At 45.1% G+C, this 19081-nt stretch carries 18 protein-coding genes and 2 rRNA genes; 14 read left to right on the top strand and 6 right to left on the bottom strand.

The genetic code is table 11. The annotated features are described in order from the left end of the window. The first annotated feature begins 30 nt into the window (after positions 1-30). From extJ to G493_RS0115395, 8 genes are all read left to right on the top strand, one after another. Complete coding sequence (gene extJ / locus G493_RS0115430; RefSeq protein WP_028581117.1) at positions 31-231, top strand: selenite/tellurite reduction operon protein ExtJ; 201 nt, start codon at positions 31-33, stop codon at positions 229-231. Positions 232-393: 162 nt separating this feature from the next. Next, positions 394-1203 carry an undecaprenyl-diphosphatase UppP gene (uppP, locus tag G493_RS0115425; protein WP_028581116.1) on the top strand — a complete coding sequence of 270 codons (810 nt, stop codon included), beginning with the start codon at positions 394-396 and terminating at the stop codon, positions 1201-1203. A gap of 42 nt (positions 1204-1245) precedes the next feature. Further along, entirely contained in the window at positions 1246-1935 is a 690-nt protein-coding gene (locus tag G493_RS0115420; RefSeq protein ID WP_028581115.1) for a class I SAM-dependent methyltransferase, read from the top strand. Between the two features lie 78 nt (positions 1936-2013). Next, complete coding sequence (locus G493_RS29550; protein WP_051309348.1) at positions 2014-2682, top strand: precorrin-2 dehydrogenase/sirohydrochlorin ferrochelatase family protein; 669 nt, start codon at positions 2014-2016, stop codon at positions 2680-2682. Continuing rightward, positions 2679-3497, top strand: a complete 819-nt coding sequence (gene ccsB, locus G493_RS0115410; RefSeq protein WP_028581114.1) for a c-type cytochrome biogenesis protein CcsB — start codon at positions 2679-2681, stop codon at positions 3495-3497. The genes G493_RS29550 and ccsB overlap by 4 nt, the downstream gene beginning before the upstream one ends. Next, positions 3487-4782, top strand: coding sequence for a glutamyl-tRNA reductase (gene hemA / locus G493_RS0115405; RefSeq protein ID WP_028581113.1), 1296 nt, complete (start codon positions 3487-3489; stop codon positions 4780-4782). Before ccsB ends, hemA begins: the two co-directional genes overlap by 11 nt. After that, positions 4779-5300, top strand: coding sequence for a hypothetical protein (locus G493_RS0115400; RefSeq protein ID WP_028581112.1), 522 nt, complete (start codon positions 4779-4781; stop codon positions 5298-5300). Before hemA ends, G493_RS0115400 begins: the two co-directional genes overlap by 4 nt. A gap of 18 nt (positions 5301-5318) precedes the next feature. After that, positions 5319-6293 (top strand): Gfo/Idh/MocA family protein, encoded by a 975-nt coding sequence (locus tag G493_RS0115395; RefSeq protein WP_028581111.1) that lies wholly within the window; start codon positions 5319-5321, stop codon positions 6291-6293. 198 nt (positions 6294-6491) lie between these two features. On the opposite strand, the gene G493_RS0115390 is transcribed toward G493_RS0115395, so the two are convergent. The 3 genes from G493_RS0115390 to G493_RS0115380 all read right to left on the bottom strand — a co-directional run bounded on the left by G493_RS0115390 (position 6492) and on the right by G493_RS0115380 (position 10017). Next, a complete protein-coding gene (locus G493_RS0115390) occupies positions 6492-7781 on the bottom strand; it encodes an IMP cyclohydrolase (protein WP_028581110.1) in 1290 nt (429 codons plus the stop codon). Between the two features lie 232 nt (positions 7782-8013). Then, the gene (locus tag G493_RS29545) at positions 8014-9024 is read right to left on the bottom strand and encodes a bifunctional UDP-N-acetylglucosamine diphosphorylase/glucosamine-1-phosphate N-acetyltransferase GlmU (RefSeq protein ID WP_035274710.1); all 1011 of its coding nucleotides are present in this window, start codon (positions 9022-9024) and stop codon (positions 8014-8016) included. A 36-nt stretch (positions 9025-9060) separates the two neighbouring features. Further along, positions 9061-10017: a helix-turn-helix transcriptional regulator gene (locus tag G493_RS0115380; RefSeq protein WP_028581109.1), complete on the bottom strand. Its 957-nt coding sequence runs from the start codon at positions 10015-10017 to the stop codon at positions 9061-9063. A gap of 88 nt (positions 10018-10105) precedes the next feature. On the opposite strand from G493_RS0115380, the gene G493_RS0115375 reads away from it, so the two are divergent. The 5 genes from G493_RS0115375 to G493_RS32320 all read left to right on the top strand — a co-directional run bounded on the left by G493_RS0115375 (position 10106) and on the right by G493_RS32320 (position 15693). Then, a complete protein-coding gene (locus G493_RS0115375) occupies positions 10106-10456 on the top strand; it encodes a hypothetical protein (RefSeq protein ID WP_028581108.1) in 351 nt (116 codons plus the stop codon). Positions 10457-10749: 293 nt separating this feature from the next. Beyond that, positions 10750-11673, top strand: coding sequence for a homocysteine S-methyltransferase family protein (locus G493_RS0115370; protein ID WP_028581107.1), 924 nt, complete (start codon positions 10750-10752; stop codon positions 11671-11673). Then, positions 11670-14120: a methionine synthase gene (locus tag G493_RS0115365; protein WP_028581106.1), complete on the top strand. Its 2451-nt coding sequence runs from the start codon at positions 11670-11672 to the stop codon at positions 14118-14120. Before G493_RS0115370 ends, G493_RS0115365 begins: the two co-directional genes overlap by 4 nt. Positions 14121-14122: 2 nt before the next feature. Beyond that, positions 14123-14302 (top strand): rubredoxin, encoded by a 180-nt coding sequence (locus tag G493_RS0115360; protein ID WP_028581105.1) that lies wholly within the window; start codon positions 14123-14125, stop codon positions 14300-14302. 212 nt (positions 14303-14514) lie between these two features. Next, on the top strand, positions 14515-15693 hold the full coding sequence (locus G493_RS32320) for a S1C family serine protease (RefSeq protein WP_028581104.1): 1179 nt from the start codon (positions 14515-14517) through the stop codon (positions 15691-15693). 245 nt (positions 15694-15938) lie between these two features. Here G493_RS32320 and G493_RS0115350 read toward each other — a convergent pair whose 3' ends face one another. Beyond that, positions 15939-17918, bottom strand: a complete 1980-nt coding sequence (locus tag G493_RS0115350) for a hypothetical protein (protein WP_028581103.1) — start codon at positions 17916-17918, stop codon at positions 15939-15941. Positions 17919-17964: 46 nt separating this feature from the next. On the opposite strand from G493_RS0115350, the gene G493_RS0115345 reads away from it, so the two are divergent. After that, positions 17965-18651, top strand: a complete 687-nt coding sequence (locus G493_RS0115345) for an RluA family pseudouridine synthase (protein WP_051309355.1) — start codon at positions 17965-17967, stop codon at positions 18649-18651. Between the two features lie 154 nt (positions 18652-18805). On the opposite strand, the gene rrf is transcribed toward G493_RS0115345, so the two are convergent. Together rrf and G493_RS0115335 are read right to left on the bottom strand one after the other, a co-directional pair. After that, positions 18806-18922: ribosomal RNA gene (rrf, locus tag G493_RS0115340) — 5S ribosomal RNA — on the bottom strand. Positions 18923-18981: 59 nt separating this feature from the next. Further along, positions 18982-19081, bottom strand: a 23S ribosomal RNA gene (locus G493_RS0115335); the annotation flags it as partial.

Below are 19081 nucleotides of genomic sequence, written 5' to 3'. Positions count from 1 at the left end.
CCAATATTACATATCAATAAGGAGATCATTATGAAAAAAGTCGTATCTGCTGTTATGGTTGCTGCGTTTGTAGTAAGTGCCGGTGTTGCGTTTGCTGCTTCAGTCAAATGCACTGTTGATAGTGTTGAAGGCGATAAAGTTACCATGACCTGCGAAAAGGCTGACAAACTGAGCGCTGGTGATGAAGTAAAAGTAAAAGCAAGCAAGAAAAAAGCTATCGAAGGTTGCTAATTTTCGTGTCTGCTCTTGAACGCGAAACCTGCATTGTTCTTTGAGATAACTCAATACCCAATCAGGTAGTTTTTCGAGGCACGGAACGAGTACTCATTCTCTTATGAGAAATATTTTGCGGGTCGGTGATTCATCGCCCCGCTTTTTTTTGTCTGGATATCCATGGAAATCATAAAAGCTATAATTTTGGGTGTAGTTCAGGGGCTTACAGAATTTCTTCCTATCTCCAGTTCCGGGCATCTGGTCATTGGCTCAGAGATCCTTAATTTTCATGAATTGGGGATAGCTTTTGAAGTCTTTTTACATCTGGGCACTCTATTGGCTGTCCTCATCGCCTTTTATAAAGATATTCTTTTGATGCTCAGGGCACTTTTTGTTTCACCGGAGACAAGAAGATCGGATCCGCAATTGCGAAGGGCTTTCATGTGGGATATATACATTGTGATAGCGACTATTCCGGCGGTGATTGTCGGCCTGTTTCTCAAGGACTCAATTGATGCCATCTTTGACAACATTCTAATAACCTATGGAATGCTGGCTGTTACCGGAACCATTATGCTGCTTACCCGCAGGATAAAGGACCGTGATGTGCAAATAAATGCTCCTCGCTCAGTGGTTATAGGGTGTGCGCAGGCAATAGCTATTTTACCGGGGCTTTCCAGAAGTGGGTCAACCATTTTTACAGGTATGCTGCTTGGGGTTCAAAGGGAAACAGCTGCACGGTTTTCTTTTATTATGTCGATTCCCGCCATACTGGGAGCAGGGGTACTCAAGCTGAGTGATCTGATTGCAGTTCCACCGGCCCGAGAGCAGGTTGTTGCACTGGGCATTGGCACCATCGCTTCTATTGTATCCGGTTACCTGGCTATACTTTGTCTGATGCGCTTTGTACGCCGTGGGCAACTCCATTGGTTTGGCTATTATTGTTATGTCGTTTCGGCATTGGGCTTTTTACATTATTTTATGAGCTGACGGCCAACGTGAGGTTGTCCGGCGCAGAGAGCTAGAATTTATATGGATCCACAGACTTTACCAGAAGACGCTCTGGCCATCTATAGTGAGCTTCAAAAACAGTATAAAGTTGCTTTTGAACCTCTTACGGTTAAAACTCACCGGTTGAACGTCCTGAAACCCTCAGACCTGGAACAGATTCTTGATGGCAAAGATCCTTTTGAGAATGTTTCTGAATTTCCTGTATGGATTAAGCTCTGGGAGGGAGCCATTGTATTGGCTGATTATTTTGCCAGTCAACTGGTTGAACCAGGAACAACCCTGCTTGAACTTGGCGGAGGTCTTGGTGTCACTGGACTCGTTGCAGCTGCAGCAGGATATAAGGTGACCATGACCGATTATGAGGAACATATCCTCAATTTTCAACGTATTAGTGCTGCGGCCAGTAAAATAGACAATGTCCAGTTTGAACTGCTTGACTGGCTTAATCCTCCCAAAATGAAACAATACGATATTATAGCCGCCGCTGAAGTGTTGTATCGCGAGGAGTTTTTTCAACCTTTACTTAACGTCTTTGAAAAAGCACTTAAGCCTGGTGGCGTGATTTTTCTGGCCCATGATGAAAAAAGAAAAAGCGTTAAACCTTTTCTTGAACTGGCTCAAAAAGATTATGTCATCGGGATGGCCAAAAGACGGCTGAAAAGTCTGGAGGGAGATACCACCATCCTGCTGACGAGAATGATGCGGCGATAACCTCTTGCAGGCACGTTCCAGTGAAAAAACTTTGCTGCCTGAATTTTATTACCGACAAACGGACTGTTGTGGCCAAATATGTATCCCATTTCCGTTGATATCAGTAACAGACTGTGTGTCATTGTTGGCGGTGGCAAGGTAGCTGAGCGGAAAGTTCAAGGTGTCCTTGCTCAGGGAGCCAAGGTGCGACTTGTCAGTCCGCAGATAACTTCACTGTTATACTCAATGGTAGATCAAAAGCATATTGAGTGGCGCAGGAACTGTTACAAACCGGGTGATCTGGAAGGCGCATTTTTGGTTTTTGCAGCTACTTCTTCGCCAGAGACCCAGGAGAAAATTCTGCGTCATGCCAGGGCGCAGGAAATTCTTATTAATCTGGCTGATAATCCTGAACAAAGTGATTTTCATGTGCCGGCATCATTTACCCGCAATGATCTCTGTGTTACTGTATCCACCCATGGCAAAAGTCCAGCTATGGCAGCAATGGTGAAAAGACTTCTTGAGCAGGATATGGGATCTGAATATGGCATTCTGTTGCAGCTTATGACCCAGCTTCGCGTCCTTGTACTTACGAAAGGTTCTCCGGTAAGGGGAACGTCAAGAGAACTCTTCCAAGCCATCTTGCTGCCTGATATACTGCAGTGGATCAAAGACAGGCAATGGGAGAAAATTCAGGAACATATTTCTGATGTTTTGGGCTATGCTCCTGATATTGACTGGGATGCCTTACAACAGGAAATATTATGAGTTTTGTACTTTTTCAGCTAAGTTTGGCAGGTTATTGCCTTGCTACCGCAGGGTATTTAGCCTTTTTTTTCACGCAGAAAAAGAAGATTCGACCTGTGGCTCGAAAGTTATTTTTCATCGCTGCCATATTACATACGTTTAACATTGTTTTTCGTTACATTGAGGCGGGTCATACGCCAATCACCAGTCATCATGAGACTATTTCTTTTTTTGCCTGGTCGGTTTCCTGGTGTTATCTTTCCTTTCGCTGGCGCTATACGGTAAAAAACCTTGGCACCTTTGCTGCTATTCTCGTACTAGTGCTCATGACCGTTGCCGCAATGGCTTCCCGCGAAATTATTCCTCTCTCCCCCACCTTTCAATCCTGGTGGCTGCCGGTGCACGCCTCTGTTACTCTTGTGGCCAATGCATTTTTTGCCATTTCCTGTCTGGGCAGTGTGATGTATCTGTTGCAGGAAAGAGAAATTAAAGGCAAACGTTTCGGGCTGTTCTATTCACGTTTGCCATCTTTGGATGCTCTGGACAATTTGAATCATCACTGTTTGAGTATAGGGTTTCCGCTTCTGACCCTGGGATTGATCACAGGTGTACTTTGGGCAAAACAGGTATGGGGGGCGTATTGGCATTGGGATCCCAAGGAAACCTGGTCTCTTATTACCTGGTTTCTCTATGCCGCAGTCATGCATCAGCGTTTTACGGTGGGATGGCGTGGACGCCGAGTGGCGATTTTAAGTATTGTGGCCTTTGTTTCTGTTCTTTTTACCCTGTGGGGAGTCTCCTTTCTGTTGAAAGGTGTGCATAATTATGCATCGTGATGCCATTATTCTTCTTGGAGTTAATCATAAAACCACTCCACTTGCTGTTCGAGAACAGTTAGCTCTTGCCGGTGGGTACGAAGATCCCTTGCGCGATCTTGGGCAGCTGTCAGCCATCAAAGAACATTTTCTGCTTTCCACCTGCAATCGCGTGGAAGTGCTTTTTACCTGTGCCCGGGAGCTGGTTGAAGATGCAAAAAAACAAGTGCTTGAATTGCTTTTTGCAAGTCGTGTGAGTCAGCGGGAACTGCAACAATATGTCTATGCGCATTTGGATGATCGTGCTGTGGAGCACCTGTTTGAGGTGGCTTCAAGTCTTGATTCAATGATCGTCGGAGAAGCGCAGATTCTTGGCCAGCTCAAAGAAGCATATCGATTTGCATCTAAGCATAGATCCAGTGGATTGGTACTGAATAAGTTGCTGCATAAATCGTTTTCCGTGGCCAAAAGGGTACGAACTGAAACCAGGATTGGTGCCAGTGCAGTTTCCATCAGTTTTGCAGCTGTGGAGTTGGCTAAAAAGATTTTCGGCAACCTTACTGATAAAAAAGTACTGCTCGTCGGGGCAGGTGAGATGGCCGAATTGGCGGCGGAACACCTGGTTGGCCAGGGGGTTGCACAAGTAGTGGTTGCCAACCGAACCCTGGAAAGAGCTGTTAAACTTGCCCGTTGTTATAATGGTAAAGCTGTAGCTCTTGAAGAACTCCTTGATCAGTTGGAACATGTTGACATTATCATCAGTTCAACTGGCGCTACAGATTTGATCTTACATAAACGGGATGTTCGCTCCGTCATGCGTGAGCGTCGTAATCGTCCTCTTTTCTTCATAGATATTGCTGTCCCAAGGGATCTTGATCCGAATATTAATGAATTGGACAATGTCTATCTTTACGATATTGATGACCTGAACAATGTCGTAGAGTTGAACAAGACAGAGCGTGATAGAGAGGCTTTAAAAGCAGACAGAATAGTGCAGGAAGAAGTTGTGAAAATGCACCAATGGCTGGAGGGGATGGCAACGACACCGACCATTGTTGAACTTCGTAACATGGTAAATTGTCTGGTGGAGAAAGAGGTGGCCAAAACCCTTGGGCGTCTGTCTGGCTTAAACAAAAACGAACAACAGGCCATCGAACGTATGGCAACCTCCATAGCCAACAAAATATTGCACCATCCAATGCAGTATTTAAAAACAGATCATCACTGTATCAGCCAATCGGAACGGATAGGCCAGGTTCGTAATCTTTTCCAGCTGGATCATAATAAACAGGACTTTGCCAGATGACACCCCCGAGTCGGGAGCACATTCTCGAGGAGGAAGTGCTCATCGTCCGTCACTCCGGTGAGTTACCGGAAGTGGTATATCATTCATCGCTTGTATATCTTTGTGAAGATCCTGAAGGACCACATTTCCGGTTAACTCAGGCTGAGTTACAGATTTTACAGCGAGCGGCAAAAGAACGTTACCTTGAGATTGTTTGTCGAGATCTAGACCCCAATAATCGTGATCTTTCACTTTTTAGAGGTATGGAGCGGGCATACGTTAATTGGCAGCGGTTTGTGCGGTTTTGTGAACGAATACAAAATGATGCTTCACCACATTTGGGCAAGGTGGCTACCTGTCTTACCTGTTTTCTGCAACAGGAACTTGTAGATGTTACTACTGGAAAACGAACTTCTTCACTTAACTGTTCTCCAGAGATCGTGATACAATTTGCAGAGCTTCTTGGCCTAGGGCCTGAAGATTTACCGTCAGGTTGGCAATCGCTTGCAGAACCTGAAATAAAGGATCCTGAAATGTGAGAGTAACAGGGAGAACTTGTGCAGAAACAGTTACAGCCTTTATCTGTCGGTATCATTGGCACCGGAAATCACGGTGCCAGATATGCAGGCCATGTAATTCAGGACTGTCCATATTTACAACTCGCCGCTATATCCAGGCGTTCGTCGGAAGGGATGAAACAGGCTGCTCAATGGAACTGTAGCTGGTACCCGGAATGGCAGGAGCTCGTGCTGGATTCACAGGTAGATTGTGTTATTTCTGTGGTTCCACCGACTCTCAATCTTGGTATTGCCAGGTTATGTGCTCAGGTTGGTAAGCCGTTACTGCTTGAAAAACCATTGGCAGGCAGTAATAAGGATGCTGAAGCCATTGTTCTTCTGGAAAAAGAAGAGGGGCTCAAGATTACTACTGGCCAGACATTGCGATATAACGCGGTTATTCAGGCGCTTAAAAAGCAGTTATCATCTGTAGGCACCTTATATACATTTTCCGCCAACCAACGTCTTGAACCATCGACTCTTCACTGGCACCATCAGCCAGAAGTCGCAGGCGCTGGGATAAGTTTTCATACCGCAGTTCACGTTTTTGATGCTTTGCGCTATATAACGGGTCTTGAAGTTAAGCGGGTAATGGCTTTGACCAGACAACTGTATAACAGTGCTCTAGAGGATGTGTTGCAGGTACTTGTTGAGATGGAGGAGGGCGTTACCGGAACTCTTGACTGTTCCAAGGTAAGTCTGGCACGTTCAGGCCAGTTTGAATTTATCTGTGCAAATGGGATCTTGCAGGGAGAGCAGATTTATAACCGGTGCAGAGTAATCAACGGAACGAAAATCACTGATATAAGTCCTGAGCATCCAGTGAATACCATCGTTCCCCTGTTGCGGAATTGGGAGAGCTTTTTACGAGGCAGTGGCGTCAATCCTGTAACGGCCAGGGAAGGATATGCCTCTGTGCATCTTTGTCAGGCCTGTCTGCAGTCTGCAAAGGAACAGCGTTGGATAGACGTGTAGAGAATGTCTGGCAATAATACAGGTCCTTCTCGCCAGGTAGCTGTATCCTGAAATATCAATAATACGCCTCGGCTTACCTGCTCAACCAAAAGTTCCCATTTCTGAAGAGACTTTAAATATTATTTTGTTCTGAGTGTTGCCTTGAGATTGGGTGACACCTGACCAATACAGGGGATATACAGGTCAGGTGTAAATACCTTAATGTTTAAAGGAGCGCTGGCCTGTAAACATCATGGAAACTTGCGGTGAAGCCTCGTTGCAGGCTTCTATTGCTTCAAAATCGCGAATTGATCCGCCTGGCTGCAGAATAGCGGAAACTCCTTCTCGAATGCCTACGTCCACACCGTCCCTGAAAGGGAAAAATGCATCGGAGATCATAACGGAACCCGCAATTCCGGCGTGATCCTTCTGTACCTGTTGGTCGATGGCTTCCAATTCACTCTTGTCTTTCTTGTTCTGGACAACCTGCATGGCCAGTTCTGCATAGGGCATTTTGTGCTGGTCAAAACACAGCAGGTCTGCATATTTGACATAGGCTTTGTGTACAGCAATTTCTGCCACCCCAACACGATCCTGTTCACCTGTGCCAATGCTGACAGTACAACCGTCTTTCACATAGAGAACGGAATTGGAGGTAACACCATGCTCTATGGCCCAGCCAAAAAGCATATCATCTATTTCCCGGTCACTGGGTTGTCTTTCGCATGCATAGCGTACACCTTTGCGCTCGGTGATTGCTGGCAGCAGATCTTCTTTTCTACGGATGGTATTGATGGCTGATTGTTGAATGATAAGCCCGCCGTCAATGAGAGATTTGAAATCCAGGAAGCGATAATTTTCAAAATCTGCCAGTTTGTTGATCCCTTCCATACGGATGATGCGAAGATTTTTACGGGAAGCAAGAATTTCCAGTGCACCTTCTTCAAAATCAGGAGCACAGACCACTTCGAGATAGTTTTCAGCCATCAATGCGGCAGTCTCTTTATCAATGGCAGTGCTGGTCACAACTGCACCACCAAAAGCGGCAATTCTGTCTGCCCGGTTTGCCTTGTTGTAGGCTTCGGCGAGGGTTGGGGCCACTGCAGCTCCGCTGGGGTTGTTATGTTTGAGGATGACTGCAGCAGGTCTGTCTACAAGGTATTTGATGATGTTCAGCCCGTTATCCACATCGGTCAGATTTATTTTTCCCGGATGCTTGCCAACCTGCAGCATGTCTTCCACCGTGATACCACTGACAAGACCGTTGCCAGGATTGATAAATGAGCACTCTCCCAAAACAAGATTGCCGTTTACCAGTTCGTATAAGGCTGCTTCCTGGTTAGGATTTTCTCCATAGCGAAGTCCTCGCTCCTCACCAGTTCCATCAGCCTGTTTAATATTCCAGGTTTTTTTACGATATACCAGGGTTTGGTCACCAAGGGTAATGGTCATGTCCATGGGGAAGGCGTCACCAAGGATGGACGAATACATTTTTTTTATATCACTCATAGGGGGATTCTCCACGTTGGGGCGTATGCAATAATCGGGTTAGCAAAATGGACCTTGCATCTGCATTATACATGTCTATCGCAGGCCTGACAAAATTTGCGATGTAAATGAAAGTGGCTTCATAACACAATAACACGTAAATTTGTACCATGTTATCTCAAAAAGGCCGGTTGTGAACGGCGCTTGTGTAGCAGGGGAAAGGCTTGCGCAACTGCCACAATGTGTTGCTGTATCATCCCACACGATGCACCAGTGGGGGGATATGTTCGCAACTGCCGATGGAGCAGTTCTCCAGTACAGCATTAGGACCTATCACGGCCTCGTCATCAATGGTGCAACGGTGAATGACAGCTCCCCTACGGATGACGCATCCTTTCCCAATTCGAGATGAACCGGTGATACTGACCCCGGCTTCAAGAACACAGTCAACTCCTATGGAGCAGTTCGGTTCGATCTGAATAGTTTCCGGGGCCAGCATGGTTACACCCGCCAGCATGAGGTTTCTGTTGTGCCTCATTTGCAGTTCTGTATTTGCCTGGGCCAATTCTACTCTGGAATTGACGCCGAGCACATCAACGGGGTGGGGATGTACAAAACGTTCAACACGTTGGCCACTGTTTACGGCAATGGATACGATATCAGTAAGATAAACCTCTCCCTGGCTATTGTCCGTGCCAACCTGTTTCAGGGCTTCAAAGAGAAAAGAGCGTCTGACAAGATAGATACCTGCATTGATTTCGTTGATTTGTAATTGTTCAGGAGATGCATCTTTCTGTTCAACTATGGCGGTGACAGCTTCTTGTTCGTTTTGAACAATCCTGCCATATCCAAAAGGGTTCTCCAGTCTGGTGGTCATCAGGGTAATGGTAGCCTTGGAGTCCAGATGCTGATCAATCAATGTATTAAGAGTGGCACTCTCAATGAGAGGAGTATCTCCGCAGAGTATAAGCACATGGTCAGTATTTTTGCACATTTTTTCCGAACAAAGAACCGCATGTCCGGTGCCAAGTTGTTCTTTTTGCTCCACGGTCAAACAGTCGTATGCTTCCAGGGTATCGAGTACCGCATCTTTCTGGTGGCCGATAATGAGAACAGTATCCTTTGTTTGAGAATTGGAAACAGCATCAAGCACATGATGAACCATGGGTTTGAAAAAAACCTCATGCAGCACTTTTGCCTTATTGGACTTCATGCGGGTTCCTTTACCTGCAGCCAGGATCACTGCAGTTATTGAAGGGGCCATTATTTACTCCTTGTCTGTAGTATCATCTTGATTGTTTTATTGTTTTTTTGGGCTGTCAGCAGTGGCTGCATAGAGTTTTTCCATGGCAGATATTTCCAAAGCGATCTGGCGTTTCAATGATTCGGGTTTCAGCACCTGGGCCTGAGAGCCAAACTGGAGGATCTTCATAAGTATCTCACGTTCATCTGCCACAGGCAGTGTAAGTATTATTCCCTTATCATTTTCCTCAATGGTCTGAAACGGGTGCCAGCGCTGATAACGTACACTTTGTGCTGCATTCCCTGTAAATTGAATACGGACTGTAGTTTTAGCCTTACCTTTGAAAATGCCAAATACCCCTGTAATATCGTTGATGTCATCAGTGGGCACATGGATTGCCTGAGTAGCCTCAACCTGGGCTTGTTTGATGCGCGAAAGATGAAAGAGTCGTTTACCCCCTCTGAGCATACACCATCCGTAGAGATACCAGCGTCCCTGATAATGGATAAGCTTGAGGGGATCAACAGTGCGCTTTGTTACAGTCTCAGCTTTTTGATAATAGATTGTAAGCTGACATTTTTCCTGAAAACTCTGTAGCACTGCCTGAAAAACATCTGTGGCTACAGGCTCTGTTTCAATCCATTCACAGTGGATGATTTCCTGCAGGTTCGTTTGTCCGGGTGCGGCAAGATACGTCAGTTTTTTCCGCAATTGCACAAGTTCAGGCAGGTCAGCCAGTCCGGCTTCTTGTCCAATGGAGGCAAGAAGGCCTAGGAACAGGATAATCTTACTGCTATCTTCAAAGGGGAGGCGAAATCCTTCTGCTGTATAATAATAACCATTCTTTTTCTGGTTAAAGGCCAATGGGGCCAGCAGGCGATCCCGGAGATATCCGATGTCACGATGTGCCGTTGCCTGGGATATCTCAAATTCCTCGATCAGATCAGACGCATTGGGAAATCTGTTCTGCTGTATTCGGTCGTGTAAAAAGTATATACGTTCAAGCAGGCTCATTTTTTTTGCAAAAAATAATAGGGTTGCTCACTATATGACAAACCTCCCCTGGTAGAGTCAAGAAAAACGATTCTTAAGGAGGGTCACCATGGAATTTAAAATGATCATTAGTCGAGCACTGTTTACATTTAAAGGTATCGAAAAAGGAAGAGCAAAGCTGCAATCAGTTCGCTTTCTTTCCGATGAAATGATGGAGGAGCAAAACTCGGTACTTATGATAAAGGGATCCACAAGGGTTGATTTTTTTATAAATGGAAACGCCTTGCTCACCAAAATGAGCCACGAACAGTTTAAATATCTGGCGGCAGCTTCAAGATTTTTTGGACACCTCCCTGGCAGTTCTGGAAAAATCGCCATGTGGGTATGTACAGCGTCACTGCAATCACCTCTTCCCAAACACTGGGGCGTCCCCGATATGCCTGTCTTTAAGGCGGCCTGATCAGTGGGGCGTGGTTTTAAGGACAGCCGATGTGCCCGAGAATTTATCCTTATAGAGATGAAAAAATGTTTCTCCACGTTTTGACGTTGTTTTTCTCTTTTCTTTCGTGACCAAAATGTTAGGGTGCACATCCTGTCTTTTTTACAACTCGTTCTTATACGTGTAGGTATGATGAAACTGGGTTGAGCGTAATCTGGACAGATGTGAAAGGTATATAGAATAACACAACAAGAAAATATTTTCTCTCCAGTGTGAATCTAGAGAGAGGAAATCAGCTGAAATAGAAGTAACGTATGAAACCTACGGACCATGATCTACTGATTTTAGACGGAGCTTGCGGGACCAACCTGCAGCAGATGATTATACCTCAATCAGCCTGGCAGGGAAAAGAAGGCTGTGTGGAGATACTTAATATTTCAGCACCAGAGGTGTTGATAGAATTGCATTCACGGTTTGTCGATGCCGGTGCCATGGTCCTGGAGACGAACACATTTGGTGCCAGCAGGATCGTTCTTGAAGAATACGGGTTACAAGACCAGGTTGAAGAATTGATTTTTGCAGGAGTGGAGAATGCCAGAAAAGCCATAGGCGGTAAACCTGATGTGTATATTGGTGGTTCCGTCGGGCCAGGTACCAAGCTGCCCTCTTTGGAGCATATTTCTGTGGAAGAGCTGGCCAGTGCACATGGGGAACAGGTTCGAGCGTTGGTTAAGGCTGGGGTGGATATGTTGATTGTGGAGACCTGTCAGGATATGCTCCAGGTCAAGACAACCCTGGCCACATGTTTTGAGGTGTTGGAAGAAATGGACAAGGATATTCCGGTGATGGCATCCATTACCATAGAAAAAACCGGTACCATGCTTGTTGGTTCCGATATTGCTACAGCGGCAGTGACCTTTGAGCCATTTCCTCTTTTTTCCTTTGGGCTCAATTGCGCCACAGGGCCAAGGGATATGGAGTCCCATATCCGTTACTTGAGCCGACATTGGCCAGGCAGGATTTCCTGCGTTCCAAATCAGGGCCTCCCCGAGGTTATTGATGGGCAAGTCTGCTACACGCTCACTCCTGAGCAGTATGCACAGGAAATGAAACGTTTTGTCACTGATTACGGTGTCAGCGTGGTTGGAGGCTGCTGCGGTACCACACCGGAGCATACCAGAGAACTTGTGAAAACCCTTAAAGGGGTGAAGCCTGGTATTCGGGAGGTGAGCGCATGAAACCTTCTGTATCCAGTCTGTATCGAGCCGTAGAACTTCAACAGGAAATCCCCCCGTTATTAATAGGTGAGCGTGCAAACACCAATGGATCGAAAAAATTTCGAGAACTACTGCTTGCAGATGACTACGATGCATGTCTCAAAGTGGCCTTGGAACAGGAGACCAAGGGCGCGCATGTCATTGATCTCTGTACAGCGTATGCGGGGAGAGATGAGCTTAAAGACTTGACCACTCTGGTAAGGATGTGTGCACAGTCACTGAAGTGTCCGGTGATGATCGATTCCACTACGCCAGATTGTATTGAAGCATGCCTGAAGATTTATCCCGGTAGGGCTATAATTAATTCTGTGAACCTTGAAGATGGGGGAAAGACGCTCAAGAGAGTTTGCCAAGCTGCAAAAAAATATGGTGCAGCAGTGGTAGCCCTTACCATTGGGGAAAAGGGCATGGCCATGACCGCGGATGAAAAACTCAACATTGCAAAGGGCATATATCAAATTGCCGTTAACCAGTGTGGGCTTCGTCCCCATGATCTGCTTTTTGACTGTCTGACCTTTACTGTGGGGTCTGGTGATGAAAAACTGGAAGACGCTGCTATCCAGACCCTGGAAGGAATACGACTGGTAAAAAAAGAATTGCCAGGATGCCTGACTGTTCTTGGGTTGAGTAATATCTCTTTTGGTTTACCCCCAAAAGCTCGCCGCATTCTCAATTCTGTCTTTTTACATGAGGCTGTTCAGGCAGGGCTGGATGCAGCCATTGTCGATGCCGCAAAAATTTTGCCTCTGGCAAAAATATCTGATGATGACAGGGAGGTTTGTCGAGATTTGCTGTTTGATCGCAGGAACGGTCAAGAACAAAAACCTTTGATGCGATTCATTGAATATTTTCAAGATATTGGTGAGGAAACCGAGCAGAAAGACAGTGAAGGCAACAAAACCACTGAAGAGCAGATGTTTGCTAAAGTGGTAGAAGGAGATAAAGACGGTCTGGAAGACTTACTTTTCATTTTGATGGAGCGCTTTAAACCCATAGCCATAATTAATCAGATACTGGTGCCTGCCATGCGCCATGTGGGAGAATTGTTCGGAAGAGGTGAAATCCTTCTCCCTTTTGTTCTGCAATCTGCAGAAGTCATGAAATTGTCGGTCAAAGCGTTGGAACCCCACATGGATAAAAATGAAGCCGGAAGTACAACCAGTATTCTTTTGGCCACTGTTCAGGGGGATGTCCATGATATCGGTAAAAACCTGGTTGATATCATCCTCAGTAACAATGGGTATGAGGTTCACAATATTGGAATCAATGTGCCTACTGAGATGATCATCGAAAAAGCCCGTGAGCTCAATGTGGATGCCATCGGGTTGAGCGGTCTGCTTGTGAAATCAGCAATCGTCATGCAAGATTCTATGTCCCAGTATAGAAATGCGGGTATTAACGTACCCATATTGTTGGGTGGCGCGGCGTTAACACCAAGATTTGTAGCTGAAAATTGCGTTCCTCATCACAGTGAGCCGGTGGTGTATTGTCCAGACGCTTTTGCGGGATTAAAGGCTGTACGAGAACTTGAAGAGGGAACCCTGACTGCAACCACATTCAACAGCGGAAGGGTACCGGAACAGATGAAACCCGGGGTGAAGGATTCGACTGTCTTGAGAAATAATCCTGTTCCAAAGCCGCCTTTTCTGGGGAAGAAATATGTTGAGCATGTAGATCCTGAAAAGTTTTTATCCCTGGTCAACACCCAGGCCCTGTTTAGAGGGCGATGGGGATACCGCAGAGGTAAAATGACTGCCAATGAATATCAGGAACTGATTACCGGGACAGTGGAACCTCTTTACGAAAAAATTGTTCGTGAGTCCTTGGAGAAAAATTTAATCTGTCCTAAAATTACATATGGGTATTTTCCCTGCTATGCTGAAGGGGAGACCCTGTATGTTGAGGCAGATGGTCAACAGTACCCTTTTGCCTTTCCCCGGCAGAGCGAGGCTCCACATCGCTGCATTACCGATTATTTCAAGACTAAGGAAGAAGGTGGGGATATCGCTGGATTTTTTGTGGTCACCATTGGGGAAAAAATGAGCGAGGAAACAGCAATGCTCTATGCCGCCGATGCTTACCATGACTATCTTATGTTGCATGGATTCAGTGTAGAGGCAACTGATGCCCTTGCCGAATACTGGCATGGAGTTATGCGAAACGAGATGGGAATCAGCGGGGATGAAACCGGTGATATCGCTGCAGCAGTACGACAAGGATATCAGGGAAGTCGCTACGGGTTCGGGTATCCTGCCTGTCCTGACCTGGATGTGCATCAGCCACTCTTTGCATTTTTACAGCCCGAACGATTGGGTATCTCCTTGACGGAAAATATGCAAATGGTGCCTGAACAGACTACTTCAGCTATTGTAGTGCATCACCCACAGGCAAAATATTTTGCGGTGTAGAAATGGATCAAGAAAACGGTACTGGCTGGTATATTTGCGTGAACTGCGGCTACGTTTATAAGCCTGAAAAAGGAGATGCAATGAATAATATATCTCCTGGTGTGGCCTTTGAAGAGTTGCCGGATGAATGGGTTTGTCCCATGTGTTATGCAACAAAAGATCTGTTTGATCCAATGGATTGATATAACAGCTTACCAAGGTCTAAGGATTTCGACATGATCTTACGGACGCTACCATGCATTCGTTCAGGCATATCTCTTTGTGAATATATATGCGATGAGGCCTGATCGAAGGATGCCGGTTCATGGTTATTGCTTAATAACATGTCTGATGTTGCTGCAATGTCTTGTATTGTAATGAGATTCAATAATATTTGTTTCAAAAGTGAAGTGTGATGAAGTGTCCTAAATGCGGATTTCGGCAAGGCGATGTCAAAGAGTGTCAGAAATGCGGTCTTATTTTTGCTAAATATGAGGCTGCACAAAATAAAAAACAGCGACTTTCTCAGCAGCCTGCAGAGGCAGGAGGCTCAAAGGGACTTTCGCTTTTTTTACTGTTGGCAATTGTTGCGGCTGCACTGGGTGTTGGCATTTTCATCGGACAAAAAGGAACAGAGACAACCAGTGTTGAGCAAGCAGACACCTCCCTGTCTGCGGTGTCGGAGACAGAGAAAGAAAAAACAGTTGTATCCGAGGATGTGTCTCTGAAAGCGTCTGTGGGAAACGCTGCTGCTTTTCAGCAACGTCGATCTGCAGGTACCAGCGGGTTGGTTGGGCAGTTGGAAGAATTTTCACCGACTCACAGTCCCGTTGAGGTGGCACGTAATGCTACCGTCTCCCTTGTAAGCCCTTGGGGAAGTGGATCTGGCTTTTTTATTGATAGCCACGGTACGATTATTACCAACCGGCACGTGGTGGAAGTGGATAACCTGCAACTCGGCAAGTTGCAACAGGAGCTTCGACAGTTTAATGAATATTTGGAGAATGAACGACGAAACCTGACAATGATTCGAAAAAGGGTTCCTGACATACAGGACAAGGCCTATAAAGACCAGGTGTTAAAAAACACTGCGCTGCGAGAACGGGAGTACAAGAGCAATAAACAACGGTACGAAAAGCTCAACGAGCGTTTTCAGCTCATGAAAGATGCCGATTTTGCTCGTGATGGCAAAGTAGTGTTAATAGATGGTACAGAGTATCAGGTTTCAACACTGCAAGTGAGTCCCGAGCATGATTTGGCGATGATCTCTGTGTACGTATATAATTCTCCATTTATCAAACCTGCAACCAAGTCAGAGTGGCCTGCTCAAGGCGAGAAGGTTTTTACCATTGGCAGCCCGGTCGGTTTGAGACATACTGTTACCTCCGGGGTTATTTCCGGATACCGCAGCTATGATGGCAAAGAGTACGTACAGATCGACGCCCCAATTAATCCAGGCAATAGCGGAGGACCATTAATCACAGAAACAGGAAAAGTTCTTGGGGTCAATACGATGATCATCAAAAATACACAGGGAATAGGATTTGCAATCCCCATCGAAACCGTTGACCAGGCCTTTTCCATTTACAGATAAACAGCTTTGACATTCTTTTTCAGATTCTCACCGTTGTATTTACCTAGGGTACATAACGGATATGCATCTCATAGCAAGGGTAGAATCAAGTTCCTCCATTCTAGGAATCTGTCGGAGAATTGCTATTTTTTCTGAGATTTAGGCGTTTTCAGGAAATCAGGCGCAGCCATATAGTTGATATTGCGAGTACTGATTTTTTGAAAACAACACAAATATGGGGAAAAAGAGCTTTCTCCGACAGACTCCTAGGAACATGGCAAAAGTATACCGTGCTGTATCAGTATTTCCATAAGTTCTTCGTGGAGCTGGAGGTCAATGCCTGGAAGTTCACGCAGGCGAGAGATATATTGAGCTTTTGATAGCTGCTGTTCAAAAAGACGTAGCGTTAAACGGTAGGTCTTATGAGGAAGGGAAATAATCCGGTCTTTCAGGAACAGGTATACTGTTCTGTCATATCCCTTGAGGACACCTTGTTCATTGTAGATATGATTGACAAAATTTATGGTATCTACATAATTGTAAGAATGGGTGGAAACTCGTTCTTGGTCAAGTATATAACAATCCGTATTTTTTGAATTTTCTGTTCGTTCGATGTGTATTTCTTCAAGAGTAAGTTTCTGCAATGTATAGCGAAACAGATCTGGGAAATAATGCCTCTGCTCTCTGGAGTATCTGGTAGCCAGAGTCTCGCTTAGTGTTTGAATCAGGTCTATGATGGGGACCTGTTGAAAATAATCTCTTCCATCCTTGTCAACTCGAGCAGCAACGATCTCTTTTACAACTGTAACCCATGAAGAAGAAAAAGCTGCAAAGAGAATATGGAAGAGTTCACTTGCTCGTTGCTCCAAAGTATCAAGGGTATGTATAAGAGCTTCAAGGGAGGCAAGTTGCTCATGGGGAATTTCTTCAGGCAGGTAAATGCATAAATTGTCCATGGGAAAATGATAATGACTCTGTTCGTCAATTGCCTGTTTCTTCTCAAGGAACAGGGAAAAGTCTTCTATACCCTGTGTGTGTGTGTTCCAATAGTTCGAGGCAACATCTGTAGAAAGATGGTCATAACAAATATGGGCTGAGAAAAGGTGCTCTTTAAAAAGTTGGTGCTTGAGCATATAAATTTGTATGATTTCCGCTAAAAGCAGGGAGGGTTGATTTTCGGTCGGATGATAACGACTGAAAAAAATCTCTATTTTTACCTGACCATGTAACCTGTTGTGTATTGCTGCTACAGATTCAAGAGTCTTTTTTAATGTAGTGGCAAGAGTACCTTTAATGGTAGCTCGACTCCGGTCAGAAATTACTTCCGGAGAAAATTCAAAAATCGGTTTTTTGTCATCAATACGGAATGCTTGAACATAGGCATTGAGAAAAATATCGTCGATGGGATGCCACGCACCATAATTGAGCGTGAAATGTTGACGTAAGCCCACGTCCTGCTCAATAGCTTGAAAGAGATCAACGAGGTATTGTTGATCATTTTCATAGCAGATGTAAAGTGTATCTGTGTATTGTTTGAGAATATGTAAATCCTGTAATATAGCCTCAATGGAGCGTTGTACCGGTTTGTTACGCGAGGAATGGGTGCGAAAGGCTGTTCTACCTCCGCCGCAATAAGCACAGTCGAAAATACATCCTCGGCCAATGAGTAATGGAAAGCCGAGCTTTGTATTGGTTTTTTCTATATATTTTTCCCAGTCATTGAGATGTCGGAGATTTGAGTACGAGAGAGTACTCAGAAGCATCTCGTCCATGAGCCACACAGAATCGTTTCTGGCAATAATATCGCCAGTTCTGTATGACAGGTTGTCTATATGAGTCAGCGGCTTGGCGGTCAACAAGTCCAATAAAGGTTTTTCTGGGTCACCTTGAATAATGAAATCCAGGTCTGGGCAATGTCGCATGAGGCTGGAGGAAAAATATGATGCTGTGAATCCTCCTGCTAAAAGCTTTACATTCGGTTCAAGTCCTTTAATCAGAGACATCATTTCAAGAAGCCCATGTACAGTCTCTTGCCAATGGCAGACAATGGCTACATGGGTAGGTTTGAATTGCATAAGCTGTTCGTGCAGTAGGGTAGGAATTCGGGCGCTGGAATAGAGTGCAGGGTTAAATATTTTTGATTGAATATTATGTTTGCTGAGGAAATCGCAAACCCCAAAGCTGCCCATGGGAATATAAAAAAAATAGGGACTTGGAGCACTGATTATAAGAAGTCTGGCATTCATATGAGGCAGTTGAAAAAGTATATGTAGCGTTCAGGTATATATGATTATGGATTGTTGTTCGCAAATAGTTAGTCAAAAAGGGGATACCATACCAATTCTTTACGAAGACAACCATCTTCTTGTTGTGAATAAAGCCGCAGGAATACTTGTGCAAGAAGATGCCACCGGCGACCAAGATATACTGACATTGGCAAAACAGTATATAAAAAAGAAATATAAAAAACCTGGTAATGTTTATCTGGGACTTGTACATCGATTAGATCGACCTGTCTCGGGTGTTATTGTCCTTGCAAGGACATCTAAAGCCGCACGAAGGTTATCCGAGCAAATAAGGGAGCGAAAGGTTGGAAAGCACTATATAGGCCTTGTTGAAGGGCGCCTGCCAGCAAAAGGGATGTGGATAGATAATATCAGGCGAAAAGGAAAACACGCCTGGATTGATCCTGCAGGTAAGAAAGCTGTTCTGGAGTTTAGCGTCGGTAAGATCTTTCAGAAAAAGATTACTCAAGTAAATATTGATCTTAAGACTGGAAGACACCATCAGATACGTCTACAGTTCAGCCATCGCGGGTACCCCTTACTCGGAGATTACAGGTATGGTAGTAAAATACGAGTTCCTGGAGGCAACATTGCCCTTCATGCAAAAGCGTTAACCATTGAGCATCCCACACGAGCATGTGCGATGACATTTTTCTGTGAGCCCCAGCCATGGTGGCGCTGCTTTTCCGATTGATTGACTCCGGAAAGAGGGGAGGGGATTGGAGAGTAATGATCGAGGATGAAACAAATTCGTACAGGGCAGGGTATAGCGTATATTATCGGTACGTATATTGATAGGCAAAAAAAAACCGCTTTAAGGAAATCCCTTAAAGCGGTTTTGAAAAAAGAGACGGCAGCGACCTACTCTCCCACATAGTCACCCATGCAGTACCATCGGCGCTGAAGAGCTTAACTTCCGTGTTCGGAATGGGAACGGGTGGGTCCTCTTCGCTATGGCTACCGAAAAATCTATGTAAAGTCATAACAATTAAAATAGCAGGGTAAACTTTGTTTACAAAAGGATATGGTTAAGCCTCACGGCTAATTAGTATCGGTTAGCTCCATGCATTACTGCACTTCCACACCCGACCTATCAACGTTGTAGTCTCCAACGAGCCTTGAGG

This window comes from Desulfogranum japonicum DSM 18378 (assembly GCF_000429945.1).
Classification (GTDB): Bacteria; Desulfobacterota; Desulfobulbia; order Desulfobulbales; family Desulfobulbaceae; genus Desulfogranum; species Desulfogranum japonicum.
The sequence above is the reverse complement of the archived record's forward strand: the minus strand, read 5'-3'. Positions and strand labels throughout refer to the sequence as shown.

Coding starts and splice junctions, on each gene's coding strand:
- ccsB (WP_028581114.1), top strand. CDS start 2,679: ATGAGTTTTGTACTTTTTCAGCTAAGTTTGGCAGGTTATTGCCTTGCT.
- G493_RS0115420 (WP_028581115.1), top strand. CDS start 1,246: ATGGATCCACAGACTTTACCAGAAGACGCTCTGGCCATCTATAGTGAG.
- G493_RS0115345 (WP_051309355.1), top strand. CDS start 17,965: ATGGATTGTTGTTCGCAAATAGTTAGTCAAAAAGGGGATACCATACCA.
- extJ (WP_028581117.1), top strand. CDS start 31: ATGAAAAAAGTCGTATCTGCTGTTATGGTTGCTGCGTTTGTAGTAAGT.
- G493_RS32320 (WP_028581104.1), top strand. CDS start 14,515: ATGAAGTGTCCTAAATGCGGATTTCGGCAAGGCGATGTCAAAGAGTGT.
- G493_RS0115370 (WP_028581107.1), top strand. CDS start 10,750: ATGAAACCTACGGACCATGATCTACTGATTTTAGACGGAGCTTGCGGG.
- G493_RS0115350 (WP_028581103.1), bottom strand. CDS start 17,918: ATGAATGCCAGACTTCTTATAATCAGTGCTCCAAGTCCCTATTTTTTT.
- G493_RS29550 (WP_051309348.1), top strand. CDS start 2,014: ATGTATCCCATTTCCGTTGATATCAGTAACAGACTGTGTGTCATTGTT.
- G493_RS0115390 (WP_028581110.1), bottom strand. CDS start 7,781: ATGAGTGATATAAAAAAAATGTATTCGTCCATCCTTGGTGACGCCTTC.
- G493_RS0115400 (WP_028581112.1), top strand. CDS start 4,779: ATGACACCCCCGAGTCGGGAGCACATTCTCGAGGAGGAAGTGCTCATC.
- uppP (WP_028581116.1), top strand. CDS start 394: ATGGAAATCATAAAAGCTATAATTTTGGGTGTAGTTCAGGGGCTTACA.
- G493_RS29545 (WP_035274710.1), bottom strand. CDS start 9,024: ATGGCCCCTTCAATAACTGCAGTGATCCTGGCTGCAGGTAAAGGAACC.
- G493_RS0115365 (WP_028581106.1), top strand. CDS start 11,670: ATGAAACCTTCTGTATCCAGTCTGTATCGAGCCGTAGAACTTCAACAG.
- hemA (WP_028581113.1), top strand. CDS start 3,487: ATGCATCGTGATGCCATTATTCTTCTTGGAGTTAATCATAAAACCACT.
- G493_RS0115380 (WP_028581109.1), bottom strand. CDS start 10,017: ATGAGCCTGCTTGAACGTATATACTTTTTACACGACCGAATACAGCAG.
- G493_RS0115360 (WP_028581105.1), top strand. CDS start 14,123: ATGGATCAAGAAAACGGTACTGGCTGGTATATTTGCGTGAACTGCGGC.
- G493_RS0115375 (WP_028581108.1), top strand. CDS start 10,106: ATGGAATTTAAAATGATCATTAGTCGAGCACTGTTTACATTTAAAGGT.